This window comes from Microbacterium hanjuni (genome assembly GCF_043556395.1).
Classification (GTDB): domain Bacteria; phylum Actinomycetota; class Actinomycetes; order Actinomycetales; family Microbacteriaceae; genus Microbacterium.
On record NZ_JBIGIK010000001.1, the window covers coordinates 247,060 to 262,530 of the forward strand.

Annotated in this window: 13 protein-coding genes; 11 read left to right on the plus strand and 2 right to left on the minus strand. The window is 68.7% G+C overall.

All coding sequences use genetic code 11. The features are described 5' to 3' along the window. Positions 1-21: 21 nt before the first annotated feature. Positions 22-1,659 (plus strand): sensor histidine kinase, encoded by a 1,638-nt coding sequence (locus ACFXP5_RS01355; protein WP_394543218.1) that lies wholly within the window; start codon positions 22-24, stop codon positions 1,657-1,659. After that, complete coding sequence (locus ACFXP5_RS01360) at positions 1,656-2,816, plus strand: diguanylate cyclase domain-containing protein (protein WP_394543219.1); 1,161 nt, start codon at positions 1,656-1,658, stop codon at positions 2,814-2,816. Before ACFXP5_RS01355 ends, ACFXP5_RS01360 begins: the two co-directional genes overlap by 4 nt. Before the next feature lie 9 nt (positions 2,817-2,825). Here ACFXP5_RS01360 and ACFXP5_RS01365 read toward each other — a convergent pair whose 3' ends face one another. Continuing rightward, complete coding sequence (locus ACFXP5_RS01365) at positions 2,826-3,188, minus strand: response regulator transcription factor (RefSeq protein WP_394526340.1); 363 nt, start codon at positions 3,186-3,188, stop codon at positions 2,826-2,828. A 113-nt stretch (positions 3,189-3,301) separates the two neighbouring features. Between ACFXP5_RS01365 and coaE the strand changes: the two genes are divergently transcribed. Then, positions 3,302-3,901 (plus strand): dephospho-CoA kinase, encoded by a 600-nt coding sequence (gene coaE, locus ACFXP5_RS01370; protein WP_394543220.1) that lies wholly within the window; start codon positions 3,302-3,304, stop codon positions 3,899-3,901. 71 nt (positions 3,902-3,972) lie between these two features. Next, positions 3,973-6,054, plus strand: a complete 2,082-nt coding sequence (uvrB, locus tag ACFXP5_RS01375; protein WP_394543221.1) for an excinuclease ABC subunit UvrB — start codon at positions 3,973-3,975, stop codon at positions 6,052-6,054. A 13-nt stretch (positions 6,055-6,067) separates the two neighbouring features. On the opposite strand, the gene ACFXP5_RS01380 is transcribed toward uvrB, so the two are convergent. Beyond that, on the minus strand, positions 6,068-6,301 hold the full coding sequence (locus ACFXP5_RS01380; RefSeq protein ID WP_394543222.1) for a DNA gyrase inhibitor YacG: 234 nt from the start codon (positions 6,299-6,301) through the stop codon (positions 6,068-6,070). 37 nt (positions 6,302-6,338) lie between these two features. Here ACFXP5_RS01380 and ACFXP5_RS01385 point away from each other — a divergent pair, with 37 nt between their 5' ends. The 7 genes from ACFXP5_RS01385 (at position 6,339) to gap (ending at position 15,465) form a co-directional block, all read left to right on the plus strand. Beyond that, positions 6,339-6,767: a MarR family winged helix-turn-helix transcriptional regulator gene (locus tag ACFXP5_RS01385; RefSeq protein ID WP_394543224.1), complete on the plus strand. Its 429-nt coding sequence runs from the start codon at positions 6,339-6,341 to the stop codon at positions 6,765-6,767. 78 nt (positions 6,768-6,845) lie between these two features. Further along, positions 6,846-9,749, plus strand: coding sequence for an excinuclease ABC subunit UvrA (uvrA, locus tag ACFXP5_RS01390; RefSeq protein WP_394543225.1), 2,904 nt, complete (start codon positions 6,846-6,848; stop codon positions 9,747-9,749). Next, positions 9,749-11,686, plus strand: coding sequence for an excinuclease ABC subunit UvrC (uvrC, locus tag ACFXP5_RS01395; RefSeq protein ID WP_394526350.1), 1,938 nt, complete (start codon positions 9,749-9,751; stop codon positions 11,684-11,686). Before uvrA ends, uvrC begins: the two co-directional genes overlap by 1 nt. 22 nt (positions 11,687-11,708) lie before the next feature. After that, positions 11,709-12,590 (plus strand): RNase adapter RapZ, encoded by an 882-nt coding sequence (rapZ, locus tag ACFXP5_RS01400; protein WP_394526351.1) that lies wholly within the window; start codon positions 11,709-11,711, stop codon positions 12,588-12,590. Positions 12,591-12,630: 40 nt separating this feature from the next. Further along, the gene (gene whiA, locus ACFXP5_RS01405; RefSeq protein WP_394526353.1) at positions 12,631-13,605 is read left to right on the plus strand and encodes a DNA-binding protein WhiA; all 975 of its coding nucleotides are present in this window, start codon (positions 12,631-12,633) and stop codon (positions 13,603-13,605) included. A 122-nt stretch (positions 13,606-13,727) separates the two neighbouring features. Then, on the plus strand, positions 13,728-14,354 hold the full coding sequence (locus ACFXP5_RS01410) for a superoxide dismutase (RefSeq protein WP_394526354.1): 627 nt from the start codon (positions 13,728-13,730) through the stop codon (positions 14,352-14,354). A 100-nt stretch (positions 14,355-14,454) separates the two neighbouring features. Then, positions 14,455-15,465: a type I glyceraldehyde-3-phosphate dehydrogenase gene (gap, locus tag ACFXP5_RS01415; RefSeq protein ID WP_394526356.1), complete on the plus strand. Its 1,011-nt coding sequence runs from the start codon at positions 14,455-14,457 to the stop codon at positions 15,463-15,465. Positions 15,466-15,471: the final 6 nt, after the last annotated feature.

Below are 15,471 nucleotides of genomic sequence, written 5' to 3' on the forward strand. Positions count from 1 at the left end.
CAGACCGATACCCTCGGGCTCATGGCTTGGCTGTCCGAGAATGAGCGTCGCGCGCGAGCCGAGGACGTCACCCGTGATCGCGCGGTCCTGCTGAACCAGACGTTGCTGACGGCCGTCGCCCTCATCGCGATGGCGCTCGCTCTCGCCTTCAACCAGGTGCGCGTCGCCACCCCGTTCATCACCGGCGCGACGATCCTCTTCACCGCCACCGGTCTGGCCGTGTTGGTGCCGTGGAAGCGGCTGCCGTTCTGGGCCGTCGGCGTGCTGCCGCTCGCCGACATCGCGGCGATCACCGAGCTGCGCGCCGCCGCCCCCGACGCCGGCCTCGGACTGCTGTGGTCGTTCCCGGCGATGTGGGTCGGGGCCCTGTTCGGTATGGCGGGAGTCATCGGAGCCACCGCCCTCGTCGCGGGCTCGTACTGGTTCCTCCTCGCGATGGACCCTGATCAGACGGTGTCGACCTCCACCGTGCTGCTGCCCCTGGTGGTGGCGGCCCTCGCGACCATCTCCTACCTCGGCGCCCGCCGCGCGCACGCGCAGCGCGATCTGCTCGAGAATCAGTCGCGTCACCTGCAGCACTCCGTCGACCGCGCCCGCCGCCAGGAAGACCTCGTGACCGAGGTGCTGGATGCTGTCGACTTCGGCGTCATCCGCATCACGACCGAGGGTGACCTCGTCGTCACGAACGAGGCGCACGCGCAACTGCAGGGCACGGTCGAAGGGGCGGGTGTCGATCTCCCCGCCTACGCCGCGGACGGCACCACGCTGCTCGAGGTCGAGGACGCACCCATCGCGCGCGCCCGCGCCGGCGACGCCTTCGAGAACGAGGTCGTCTGGTACGGCGCTGCGGGGGAGGGGCGCCGCGCCCTGAACGTCACCGCGCGTCGCCTCCGCGAGATCGACGGCGCCGACGCCGGCACGATCGTGGTGACCCGCGATGTGACGGCGGAGGAGCAGGCGCTGCGTGCGCGCGACGACCTCGTCGCCTCCGTCTCGCACGAGCTGCGCACGCCCCTCACCTCGATCATCGGCTACCTCGATCTCGCCCTCGATCGCGGCGACCTGCCCGAAGCCGCGCGCCGAGACGTGGAGGTCGCCGAGCGCAACGCCGAGCGGCTGCTCGAGCTGGTCTCCGACATCCTGGCGGTCTCGACGATCTCCCGCCGCGGGGTGGACTTCAGCGTCCACCGATCCACGGTGGACCTGTCCGAGATCGTGTTCGCCGCCGTCGAGGCGAAGATGCCGAAAGCGCGCGACCGCCGCATCACGATCGACACCACCCGCGTGCGCTCGGCGACAGCATCCGCCGATGCCCACCGCCTCCGTCAGGTCGTCGACAACCTCCTCGACAACGCCGTCAAGTACCACCGCGACGGCGGACACGTGATCGTCGACGTCGGCTCCGACGGCGCGCGCGTGCACATCACCGTGAGCGACGACGGTCCCGGTGTCTCGGAGGAGGAGACGCCGCGCCTGTTCGAGCGCTTCTTCCGCTCCGATGCGGTGCGCAACTCCACGACGCACGGCAGTGGGCTCGGCCTCGCGATCTCGAGCGAGATCGTGCAGGCCCACGGCGGCGAGATCGTCGTCGACACCCGCCTGGGCAGTGGCGCGAGCTTCAGCGTGCTGCTCCCCGCCGTCGAGGAGGGCGCCTCGTGATGCTCGACCAGTTCACGCTGTCGCTCGTCACCGCCCTCGTCGTGGTGGTGTCGGCCGTGCTGTACCTCTTCGAGACGCTGGTGCGCAGAGACGGGCTGTCCGGGCGGCTGTGGGCGGCGGCCTTCCTCGCCGGCGTCTTCACCGTGCTGAGCTACCTGGTCTGGGCCCTCGAGCCCGGGGCCTACGTCGCGATCGGGGTCGGTAACGCGGCATTCGTCGCGAGCGCCGGCTTCACCTGGCTCGGCTGCCGGGCGTTCAACCGCCGACCGCTGCGGGTCGCGGGGATCCTCATGAGCCTGCTCATCGTCGTGGCCGGGGTGTCGGTGCTCGTGGCGGGCCCCGGAGGAGGCGACTGGGCGGGCGCGATCCCCTTGTTCGTCGGAACCGGGATCTGCGCGCTGCTCGGTGCGATCGAGACACGCCGCGGTGCGATGGGGCGGCGCTGGAGCTCGGTCGGGCTGACCATCGTGCTCGGCTTCGAGGCACTGTGGTTGGCGGGACGCAGCGTGGTGTTCGCCGTCGCAGGCCCCGACAGCGACATCTTCGTGACGTGGTTCAACACGCAACTGTCGTCGCTGCTCACCGTGACCTTCACGATCGTCACCGTTGTGACGACCTCGGTGCTGCGTGCGAGCGAATCGAACCTGCGCGGCCAGCGCGACGTGTACAACCTGAGCATCTCACTCGACGGGGTCATGCTCTCGGAGTCGTTCGAATCAGCCGTGTCGACCATGCTGCAGCGAGCCGAACGCAGCCGAGACACCGTGTGCGTCGTGGCGATGCGCATCGACGACCTGCGCCGCATGGCGACCGCGTTCGGACCCGACGAGGCCGAGCAGGTCGCGGCCGCGTGGCGCGGCGGCGTGCGTCGCTACGCGCCGACCGCCTCGATGGTGGGGGAGAGTGCCTCGGACACCCTGTTCATCGCCTTCGTCACGACCTCGTTCGCCGACGTCCGTCGGATGGCGAGCATCATGCACCGCCGGTTGCTCGACGACTTCACCGCCCTCGGCGTCTCGGTCATGCCCGTGGTGGGCGTGGGCATCGCGCTGACCGATGCTCTGGGTTACGACTTCCGGACGCTCGCGGAAGCGGCGGATGCGGCAGCCGAACGCTCGGCGACCAGCTCCGACGCCTCGGTCATCGTCGCCGGCTGAGCGGTTCGCTCACGCTTCGCGCGACGTCTCGAGCATCGCCTGCACGCGCGCACGCAGGTCGCGCGGACGGAACGGCTTGGTGAGGTATTCGTCGGCCCCGGCGTCGCGGCCGCGCTGAGCGTGCTCCTCGTCGGCGCGCGCGGTCACCATCACGATGTGGGTGTCGCTGAACGTGCGGATCCGGCGAGCGGTCTCGAAACCGTCGATCCCGGGCATGCTCACATCGAGGGTCGTGACGATCGGATGCTGCGCCCGCACGGTCTCGATCCCCTCGAGGCCGTCGGGGGCCGTGTGCACGGCGAACCCCGTCTGTTCGAGCACCGTGGCGATCAGCAGCCGGATGTCGGCGTCGTCTTCGATGACAACGGCCACGGGGGGTTGTGTCAACGGACGACCTCTGCTGCGCGCGCGTCGCGTGACGGGCGGTTCTGTTCGGATCGTACTGCACCAACCCGGCGCGCGGGGGATCGTGGCATCCTCGGAGGGTGCCTTTGATCGCGCTCACCGGTGGCATCGCCTCGGGCAAATCGACCATCGCCGCCCTCCTCGCCGAGCGGGGCGCCGTCGTCATCGACGCCGACGCCATCGTGCGCGACGTGCAGGCGCCCGGCTCTCCCGTCCTCGCGGAGATCGCGGAGACCTTCGGTGACGGGATGCTGCGGCCCGACGGCTCGCTCGACCGTCCCGCGTTGGGCGCGGTCGTCTTCGGCGACCCCGAACGCCTCGCCAGGCTGAACGCGATCGTTCATCCGGCCGTGCGCGTGGAGTCCGAGCGACGTTTCGCGGCGGCCGCGGCGGCGGACCCCGACGGCGTGGTCGTCTACGACGTGCCCCTGCTCGCCGAGGCGCGCGCGCACGATCCGTGGCATCTCGTCGTGGTCGCCGACGCGCCCGCCGAGGTACGCGTCCAACGCCTGATGGAGCACCGCGGTATGAGCGAGGCCGATGCCCGCGCCCGCATCGCGGCGCAGGTGTCCGACGAGGAGCGCCGGAGGCTGGCGGATGTCGTCATCGACACGAACGGCACGCTCGCCCGCACCCAGGAGCAGGTCGACGACCTCTGGCGGCGACTGACGACGGGCTGAGGCGCGTTCCGCTCGCGGAGGGCGAACGGCCTCGCCGCCCCGGTGTCGGTGGCCCCGCCTACGCTGGAATCATGCAGGCTACGCGATCCGTCCGCCCCTTCGAGGTCATCAGCGAGTACGTCCCCTCCGGCGACCAGCCGGGGGCCATCGCCGACCTCGCCGCGCGCATCAACGCGGGCGAGACCGACGTGGTGCTGCTGGGTGCGACCGGTACCGGAAAATCGGCGACGACGGCCTGGCTCGTCGAAGCCGTGCAGCGGCCCACCCTCGTGCTCGCGCACAACAAGACCCTGGCGGCACAGTTGGCGAACGAGTTCCGCGAGCTCATGCCCAATAACGCGGTCGAGTACTTCGTCTCGTACTACGACTACTACCAGCCTGAGGCCTACGTCCCGCAGACCGACACCTTCATCGAGAAGGACTCCTCGGTCAACGCCGAGGTCGAACGCCTCCGTCACTCCACGACGAACTCGCTGCTGTCGCGTCGCGACGTCATCGTGGTCTCTACGGTGTCGTGCATCTACGGTCTCGGTGCGCCCGAGGAGTACCTCCGCGCGATGGTCGCCCTCCAGACGGGGGAGCGGTACGACCGCGACCAGCTCATCCGCAAGTTCATCGCGATGCAGTACAACCGCAACGACGTCGACTTCTCCCGAGGGAACTTCCGCGTTCGTGGCGACACGATCGAGATCATCCCCGTCTACGAGGAGTTCGCGATCCGCATCGAGATGTTCGGCGACGAGATCGAAGCGCTCTACATGCTGCACCCGCTCACCGGCGACATCGTGCAGAAGATGGAATCGGTGCCGATCTTCCCCGCCTCGCACTACGTCGCCGGCACCGACACCGTGCAGCGCGCGATCGGAACCATCGAGCACGAGCTCGAAGAGCGCCTGAAAGAACTCGAGTCGCAGGGCAAGCTGCTCGAGGCCCAGCGGCTGCGCATGCGCACGACCTTCGACCTCGAGATGCTGCAGCAGCTCGGCTTCTGCTCGGGCATCGAGAACTACTCGCGTCACATGGACGGCCGCCAGCCCGGCGATCCGCCGCACACGCTGCTCGACTTCTTCCCCGACGACTTCCTGATCGTCATCGACGAGTCGCACGCCACGGTGCCGCAGATCGGTGCGATGTACGAGGGAGACGCATCGCGCAAGCGCACCCTCGTCGAGCACGGCTTCCGTCTGCCGAGCGCGATGGACAACCGGCCGCTGCGGTGGGACGAGTTCAAGGACCGCGTCGGTCAGGCCGTCTACCTCTCCGCGACACCCGGTCGTTATGAGATGGGCATCGCCGACGGCGTGGTCGAGCAGATCATCCGCCCGACCGGCCTCGTCGACCCGCAGATCGTGGTGAAGCCCTCCAAGGGGCAGATCGACGACCTGCTCGAGCAGATCCGCCTGCGCGTCGAGCGCGACGAGCGCGTGCTCGTCACCACCTTGACGAAGAAGATGGCGGAGGAGCTCACCGACTTCCTCGGTGAGCACGGCGTGCGGGTGCGCTACCTGCACTCCGACGTCGACACGCTTCGCCGCGTCGAACTGCTCACCGAGCTGCGCGCGGGCGTTTACGACGTGCTCGTCGGCATCAACCTGCTGCGCGAAGGCCTCGACCTGCCCGAGGTGTCGCTCGTCGCGATCCTCGACGCCGACAAGGAGGGGTTCCTGCGCAGCGGCACCTCGCTCATCCAGACGATCGGTCGCGCCGCTCGCAACGTGTCGGGCGAGGTGCACATGTACGCCGACCGGATGACCGACTCGATGACCAAGGCCATCGAAGAGACCGAGCGTCGACGCGACAAGCAGATCGCCTACAACCTCGAGCGGGGCATAGACCCGCAGCCGCTGCGCAAGAAGATCGCCGACATCACCGACGTGCTCGCCCGCGAGGCGTCCGACACGAAGGAGCTGCTGTCGAGCCGCGCTTCCTCGCGCAACAAGTCGGGCAAGGGCAAGGCGCCGACACCGTCGCTCCGGCGCACCGGCATCGCCGCCGACGGGGCGAATCAGCTCGAAGCGACGATCGAAGACCTGTCGAATCAGATGTTGGCGGCCGCCGGTGAGCTGAAGTTCGAGCTCGCCGCCCGGCTGCGCGACGAGCTGCAGGACCTGAAGAAAGACCTCCGGGCGATGGAGCGGGCCGGCCACGCCTGAGCCCGCCGGCAGGTCACGGGCACTGCATGAGCGGTTTCGCCCCGCTGCGGTCGAAGGTGTGCTCCGACATCGGATGACCGCAGATCGGGCACGGGCGTTCGGTGCGCACCGGCTCGGGGGTGGTCTCGTAGGGTCCGACCGAGGCCGGCCCCGCCACGCGGATGAGCTTCGCGTTCAGGTAGTTGTACCAGCCGCCGGCAGCGCGGACGCGATCGCGCCTCGACCCCTCAGCATCCATTCGTGCCATGATGTTTAGTGTACTAACGAACTGGAGAGGACGGCTCATGAATGCGGACGAACTGCTGAAGCTCGACAACCAGCTGTGCTTCGCGATCGTGACCGCGGCTCGCAACGTCGTGGGCATCTACCGGCCGGTGCTCGAACCGCTCGGACTCACGCATCCGCAGTACCTCGTCATGCTCGCCCTCTGGGAGCAGTCGCCACGCACCCTCGGTGACCTCGCCGCCGAGCTGGCGATGGAAGCCGCGACCCTTTCGCCCCTCGTCAAGCGTCTCGAGGCCCAGGGGCGCCTCGCGCGCACCCGTCGAGCCAGCGACGAGCGCGTGCTCGAACTCGCCCTCACCGACGAGGGTCGCGCACTGCGCGAGCGGGCACTCGAGGTGCCCGGGAAGATCATGGCCCTCACCGGTATGGACCCCGAGCAACTCGCCGCGGTGCGCGACGGCTTGGCTCCGTTCTCCGGACGTCGCTGAGCGGGTTCCCCTTACCAGCACGGTCCGCCCCGGGCGAAACCCGAAGCCGGTGTCGGAGGCCGCACCTAAACTTGTGGGGTGCCCATCGTTCCCGTTGCCCTGCCCGGAAACACCAGCGGACAGCTCAGCGTCCGCGGTGCCCGCGTCCACAATCTGAAGAACGTCGACCTGGACATCCCGCGGGATGCCCTGGTCGTCTTCACCGGACTCTCGGGGTCGGGAAAGTCGAGCCTCGCGTTCGACACGATCTTCGCCGAAGGTCAGCGTCGCTATGTCGAATCGCTGAGCTCGTACGCGCGCCAGTTCCTCGGTCAGGTCGACCGGCCCGACGTCGACTTCATCGAGGGTCTGAGCCCGGCGGTCTCGATCGACCAGAAGTCGACCAACCGCAACCCGCGCTCGACCGTGGGCACGATCACCGAGATCCACGACTACATGCGCCTGCTGTGGGCACGCATCGGTGTGCCGCACTGTCCGGTCTGCGGCGCGCAGATCCAGCGTCAGACCGTGCAGCAGATCGCCGACCAGCTGCTCGAACTGCCCGAGGGAACGCGCTACCAGATCGTGGCTCCGGTCGTCACGCAGAAGAAGGGCGAGTTCGTCGACCTCTTCAAGGAGCTCGGCGCGAAGGGCTACGCCCGCGCGGTCGTCGACGGCGACCTCATCCAGCTCGCCGAGCCCCCCACCCTGAAGAAGAGCTACAAGCACGACATCGCCGTGGTCGTCGACCGCCTCGTCGCGAGCCCCGACATCCTGAGCCGGATCACCGACTCGGTCGAGACGGCGCTGGGTCTTGCCGGCGGCGTCATGCAGGTGAACTTCGTCGACGAAGAGGGCGAGGCCGCCTGGCAGTCGTTCTCCGAGAAGCTCGCGTGCCCCAACGGCCACCCGCTGCAGCTCACCGAGATCGAGCCGCGCACCTTCTCCTTCAACGCGCCGTTCGGCGCCTGCCCGACCTGCTCGGGACTCGGCACGCGCATGTCGGTCGACGTCGACCTCATGCTCGGCGACGAAGAGCTGTCGATCCGCGAGGGCGTCATCATCCCGTGGACCACGCAGGGCAAGGGACTCTTCCAGTACTACGAGCGCCTCCTCGAGGGCCTTGCTCGTGACTTGAAGTTCTCGCTCGACACTCCGTGGCGCAAGCTCCCGCAGGAGGTGCGCGACGCGGTGCTGCGCGGCGAGGGCTACAACGTCACCGTCAAGTGGAAGAACCGCTACGGCCGCGAGGTGCGGTACGCCTCCGGCTTCGAGGGCGTCGTGCCCTACATCGAGCGGCAGTACCTGCAGGCGGAGTCCGACAACCAGCGCCAGCGCTGGTCGGAGTTCCTGCGCGAGGTGCCGTGCCCGGTGTGCAACGGTGCTCGTCTCAAGCCCGAGGTGCTGGCCGTCACGGTGCACGGCATGTCGATCGCGGATGCTTCGTGGCTCAGCCTCGCGGAGGCGCAGGTCTTCTTCGCCGACCTCGAACTCACCGCCCGTGAGGCGCAGATCGCCGCTCAGGTGCTGCGCGAGATCCGCGCGCGTCTCGACTTCCTGCTGCAGGTCGGTCTGACCTACCTCAGCCTCAGCCGCTCGGCGGGCTCGCTCTCGGGCGGCGAAGCGCAGCGCATCCGTCTCGCGACGCAGATCGGCTCGGGTCTGACAGGCGTGCTCTACGTGCTCGACGAGCCCTCGATCGGTCTGCACCAGCGCGACAACCGGCGCCTCATCGAGACGCTGATCACCCTGCGCGACCTCGGCAACACCCTGATCGTGGTCGAGCACGACGAAGAGACCGTGCACGCGGCCGACTGGGTCGTCGACATCGGCCCCCGCGCGGGCGTCGACGGCGGTCACGTCGTGCACTCGGGGCCGCTGGCCGAACTGCTCGAAGACCGCAACTCGTTGACCGGCGACTACCTCTCGGGTCGCCGCTCGATCCCGGTGCCCAAGAAGCGGCGCAAGATCGACAAGAAGCGCCAGATCACCGTCGTCGGTGCGCGTGAGAACAACCTCCGCAACGTCACCGCCGACTTCCCGATCGGTGTTCTGACCGCCGTCACCGGCGTCAGCGGTTCGGGCAAGTCCACCCTGGTGAACGGCATCCTGTACGAAGTCCTCGCCACGAAGCTCAACGGCGCGCGCCGGGTTCCCGGCAAGCACACCCGCGTGACGGGTCTCGACGACCTCGACAAGGTCGTGCACGTCGACCAGGCGCCCATCGGGCGCACGCCCCGCTCGAACCCGGCGACGTACACGGGGGTGTTCGATCGCATCCGCAATCTCTTCGCCGAGACCCCCGAGGCGAAGGTGCGCGGTTACCAGGCCGGGCGGTTCAGCTTCAACGTCAAGGGCGGGCGCTGCGAGGCGTGCTCGGGCGACGGCACGATCAAGATCGAGATGAACTTCCTGCCCGACGTGTACGTCGACTGCGAGGTCTGCCACGGCAAGCGGTACAACCGCGACACCCTGGCCGTGCACTACAAGGGCCGCAACATCGCCGAGGTGCTCGAGATGCCGATCTCGGAGGCCGCCGAGTTCTTCGAACCCATCCAGGCGATCCACCGCTACCTCAAGACCCTCGTCGACGTCGGCCTCGGCTACGTGCGACTCGGCCAGTCGGCGACGACCCTCTCCGGCGGCGAGGCGCAGCGCGTGAAGCTCGCGACCGAACTGCAGCGGCGCACGAACGGCCGCTCGGTGTACGTGCTCGACGAGCCGACCACCGGTCTGCACTTCGAAGACGTTCGCAAGCTCCTCGAGGTGCTGAACGGGCTCGTCGAGAAGGGCAACACCGTCATCGTGATCGAGCACAACCTCGACGTGATCAAGTCGTCGGACTGGGTCATCGATCTCGGCCCTGAGGGCGGATCGGGCGGCGGCACGATCGTGGCGACCGGTACGCCCGAGCAGGTCGCCCGCGTCGAGGCGAGCCACACCGGCCGCTTCCTCGCCGAGGCCCTCGGGATCACCTCGGTCGAAGAGCGCAAGGCGGGCTGATGGCGGCATCCCGCGAACGGATGTCGCAGCTGCCCTACCGGCCGAAACCCGGCGAGATCCCCACCAACCCCGGGGTGTACCGGTTCCGCGACGCGGACGGGCGGGTGCTGTACGTCGGCAAGGCGAAGAACCTGCGTGCCCGGCTATCGAACTACTTCGCCCCGCTGCGCTCGCTCCACGAGCGCACGCGGCGCATGGTCACCACGGCCGCCTCGGTCGAATGGACCGTCGTCGACAGCGACGTGGATTCGCTGCAGCTGGAGTACATGTGGATCAAGGAGTTCGATCCGCCCTTCAACGTGCGCTACCGCGACGACAAGTCGTACCCGTTCATGGCGATCACCCTCGCCGACGAGGCGCCCCGGGTGATCGTGACCCGCAACCGCCGCATCCCGGGCGCCAAGTACTTCGGCCCGTACCCGAAGGTCTGGGCGGTCCACGACACCATCGACCTGATGATCAAGGTCTTCCCGATCCGCACGTGCAGCGACGCCTCGTACAAGAAGGCGATGCAGAGCGGCCGGCCCTGCTTCCCCGGTCAGATCGGGCGCTGCGGCGGCCCGTGCTCGGGGCGGGTCACGATCGAGGAGCACCGTGCGATCGTCGACGACTTCGTCGCCTTCATGGCCGGCGGCGACGAGCGGTTCGCCCGCGCCCTGACGGCACGGATGCGGGAGGCCGCGGCGGCGATGGATTACGAAGCCGCCGCGGTGTACCGCGACCGGCTCGGCGCGATCGAGGCCGTGCTGAAGAAGAGCGCCCTCGTGCTCTCGGAAGACACCGACGCCGACCTCTTCGGCATCGCCGAGGACGAACTCGCCGCCACGGTGCAGCAGTTCGTGATCCGCGGCGGCCGCATCCGCGGAGTGCGCGCGACCACGATCGAGAAAGAGCTCGACATCTCGGGCGCCGATCTCGTCGATCAGGTGCTGCAGCGCACCTACGGCGACGCGCCGGCCGCCGACATCCCGCGCCACGTGCTCGTGCCCTCCCTTCCCGACGATGCCCCCGACCTCGAGGAGTGGCTGCGGGAGCGTCGAGGCAAGCAGGTGGGCATCCAGGTCGCGCAGCGCGGGCAGAAGGCCGACTTGATGCGCACGGCCACGCTCAACGCTTCGCAGGCCCTCATGCTCTACAAGACCCGCCGCACGAGCGACTACGTCGCGCGCACGCAGGCGTTGACCGACCTGCAGGAGGCCCTGGGGCTGGCCGAAGCGCCGCTGCGCATCGAGTGCTACGACGTCTCCCATCTCGCCGGCACGAACGTCGTGGCCTCGATGGTCGTGTTCGAAGACGGCCTGCCGCGCAAAGACCAGTACCGGTCTTTCGGGGTTCCCGAGACGACCGACGACACCGATTCGCTCTACCAGGTGCTCACCCGGCGCCTCGCGTACCTCGACCGCCCCGAGGAATCCGACGACGAGCCCGCCGCCGCCGAAGCACCCGCCGTGCTGGCCGACGGCTCCGAGCCCGTGGTGACCACGCCGCCGAAGCGCAAGCGTTTCGCCTACCCGCCGCAGCTGCTCGTCGTCGACGGCGGTCAGCCGCAGGTGGCCGCGGCGGCGCGCGCCCTGAAAGACGCCGGTCACGAAGAGATCGCCCTGTGCGGCATCGCGAAGCGACTCGAAGAGGTGTGGCTGCCGGGGGAGGAGTACCCGGTGATCCTGCCCCGCACGAGCGAGGCGCTGTACCTGCTGCAACGCCTGCGCGACGAGGCCCACCGCTTCGCGATCACCCACCAGCGCAAGCGCCGCAAGCGCGACATCTCCAGCATCCTGTCCGAGATCCCGGGCCTCGGGGATGCGCGGATCAAAGCGTTGCTGCGTCATTTCGGCTCGGTCGCCTCGCTGAAGGAGGCCTCGCCCGACGAGATCGCGCAACTGCCGGGCATCGGTCCGAAGCTCGCCGAGTCCATCCACTCCCACCTCGCTCGATAGGCTGATGCAAACGGGAGAAGTGATGACGGATCCGACGCGCAGCGAGACCGGTGAGGTGCTCATCGTCACCGGTATGTCGGGCGCGGGCCGCTCGACCGTCGCGAACGCCCTGGAAGACCTCGACTGGTACGTCGTCGACAATCTCCCGCCGCAGATGCTGCGCCCGCTCCTCGAGCTGAGCCAGCTCGCCGGGGGAGCGGTGCCCCGGGTCGCCGTCGTGGTCGACGTCCGCGGTCGCGGGCTCTTCGCCGATCTGCCCGAGGTCATGCGCAGCCTCCGCACCGGTCGCCAGGTGCGCGTGGTGTTCCTCGATGCTTCCGACGACGTGCTCGTTCGACGCTTCGAGGCCGTTCGCCGCCCGCACCCGCTGCAGCGCGACGGCACGATCCTCGACGGCATCCGCCGCGAGCGCGAACGCCTCGCCCCGGTGCGGGAGTCGGCCGACGTGATCATCGACACGTCCTCGAACAACATCCACCAGTTGACGACCCGCGTGGTGGAGATCTTCGGCGAGCAGGCCGCCGCCCGACACACGGTCAACCTCATGAGCTTCGGGTTCAAGTACGGCCTCCCGACCGACGTCGACATGGTGGCCGATATGCGGTTCCTGCCGAATCCGTATTGGAACGACGAGCTGCGCGGCAAGACCGGCGAAGACGACGCCGTGCGCGAATACGTGCTCGACCAGCCGGGCGCCCGGGAGTTCCTCGACGCCTATGCCGCAGCGCTGCGGCCGGTGCTGGCGGGGTATCAGAGCGAGAACAAACGGCAGTCGGTCGTCGCGATCGGCTGCACGGGCGGCAAGCACCGTTCGGTGGCGATGACCCGGGAACTGGCTGAGAGACTGCGCGATGTGCCGGGGGTGGCCGTTCGCATCTCTCATCGCGACCTCGGTCGCGAGTAGGCTGTAACGTCGTCCCCCCGCCCTTGACCCGAGGAGTCCCGTGCCCCTGACTGCCGATGTGAAGGCCGAACTGATCGCCGTCCGAGACCCTCGCCCCTCGGCCAGGGTCGCCGAGCTGACGGCCCTTCTGCGCTTCTCCGGTGGTCTGCACTCCATCGCCAACCGCGTCGCGGTGGAGGCGCAGCTCGACTCCGAGCAGCTCGCCCGCCGCGCGGCGCGCGACCTGCTCGAGATCTACGGGGTACGCCCGGAGCTGCACCACGTGCAGGGTTCCGGCGGCCGCGCGGGCGGGCACTTCGCCGTCCGCGTGATCGAGGGCGGCGAGACCCTCGCGCGACAGACCGGACTGCTCGACCAGCGCCGCCGCCCGGTGCGGGGGCTGCCCAACAAGCTCACCACCGGCTCCCGCGACGACCTCGCTGCCATCTGGCGCGGCGCGTTCCTCGCGGGCGGCTCGCTCACCGACCCCGGCCGTTCGGCGTCGCTCGAGATCGCCTGCCCCTCGCCCGAGGCGGCGATGGCACTCGTCGGTGCCGGCCACCGCATCGGCATCCCCGCCAAGGCCCGCGAAGTGCGTGGCGTGCCGCGGGTCGTCGTGCGCGACGGCGACGCGATCCGCACGGCGCTCACCGAGATGGGTGCGCAGCGCACCGCCGCCGAATGGGATCAGCTGCGCCAGCGTCGTGAGGTGCGTGCGGGCGTCAACCGCCTCGTGAACTTCGACGACGCCAACCTGCGCCGCTCGGCGCAGGCCGCCGTGGCCGCCTGCGCCCGGGTCGAGCGTGCGCTCGAGATCCTCGGCGACACGGTGCCCGAACACCTCAAGGAAGCGGGCGATCTGCGCCTCGCCCACCGCGACGCGAGCCTCGACGAACTGGGTCACCACGCCGATCCGCCCCTGACGAAGGACGCGGTGGCCGGTCGCATCCGCCGCCTCCTGGCCATGGCCGACAAGAAGGCCGAGATCGACGGCATCCCTGGTACCGAATCGGCCGTTCCGGCCGGCGCCGAATAACGCGTCAGACTCCCGCCGCGGGAAGCAACCCCCGCCCTTCCGCGTTGCCGCTCGATAGGATGAAGACGTCACCCTCGCGGCGCCGAGGAGCCTCGGCGCAGCGCCGATCGGAAGTAGAGAACATGGCGAACTACACGTTGCCCGAACTGCCCTACGACTACGCAGCACTGGAGCCGCACATCAGCGCGGCGATCATGCAGCTGCACCACGACAAGCACCACCAGGCCTATGTCACCGGAGCGAACACCGCTCTCGAGCAGCTCGCCGAGGCCCGCGAAACGGGCAACCTCGCGAACATCAACAAGCTGTCGAAGGACCTCGCCTTCAACCTCGGCGGCCACACCAACCACTCCATCTTCTGGACGAACCTGTCCCCGAACGGCGGCGACAAGCCCACCGGCGAACTCGCCGCGGCGATCGACGACTTCTTCGGTTCGTTCGACAAGTTCCAGGCGCACTTCACCGCCGCAGCTCTGGGCGTCCAGGGCTCCGGCTGGGCCGGGCTCTTCTGGGACTCGATCGGTCAGAACCTGATCATCGACCAGTTCTTCGACCAGCAGGGCCAGATCGTGGCCGGCACCGTGCCGCTGCTGCTGCTCGACGTCTGGGAGCACGCGTACTACCTCGACTACAAGAACGTGCGCGCCGACTACGTCAAGGCGTTCTGGAACATCGTCAATTGGGACGACGTTCAGCAGCGCTTCGCCGGAGCCCGCGAGAAGACGAACGGCCTGCTGGTACTGTCATAAACGGCTGGGCGTCCCGGTGGGATCGCCCGCCGGGACGCCGTCGTCACTCCTGTGAACCGCACCAATCCGCGCATCGCGCATGACACCTCTGGAGACACCCGTGACCGTCAAGATCGGGATCAACGGCTTCGGCCGCATCGGACGCAACTTCCTTCGCGCGGCTCTCGCGCAGGGGGCTGACCTCGACATCGTCGCGGTCAACGACCTCACCGACAACAAGACCCTCGCCCACCTGCTGAAGTACGACTCCGTCGGCGGCCCGCTGGCCGAGGACGTCACCTACGACGACGACACCATCACCGTCGGCGGCAACACCATCAAGGTCTTCGCGGAGCGCGACCCCGCGAACCTCCCCTGGGGCGAGCTCGGCGTCGACGTCGTCATCGAGTCGACCGGTCGCTTCACCAAGGCCGAGGACGCCCGCAAGCACGTCGAAGGCGGCGCCAAGAAGGTGCTCATCTCCGCTCCCGCGACCGGCGACGACGTCACGATCGTCATGGGCGTCAACGAGGGCGACTACAACCCCGAGACCGACGTCATCATCTCGAACGCGTCGTGCACCACGAACTGCCTCGCGCCGCTGGCGAAGGTCTTCAACGACGCGTTCGGCATCGAGCGCGGCTTCATGATGACCGCTCACGCCTACACGGCCGACCAGAACCTGCAGGACGGACCCCACAGCGACCTCCGCCGTGCCCGTGCCGCCGCGATCAACATCGTGCCCGCGTCGACGGGTGCCGCGAAGGCCATCGGTCACGTGCTGCCCGAACTGAACGGCAAGCTCAGCGGCTCCTCGTACCGCGTGCCGGTTCCGACCGGATCGATCGTCGACCTCACGGTCGTCACGCCGACCGAGAACCTCACCGTCGACCAGGTCAACGCCGCCTACAAGGCTGCCGCCGCTGACGGCCGTCTCGCCGGCTACCTGCAGTACACCGAGGACCAGATCGTCTCGAGCGACATCCAGCTCAACCCGCACTCCTCGATCTTCGACTCGGGGCTGACCAACGTCAGCGGCAACCTGGTGAAGGTCTCGGCCTGGTACGACAACGAGTGGGGCTACTCCAACCGTCTCGTCGACCTGACCGAGTACGTCGCCGAGCGTCTCTGAGATTCA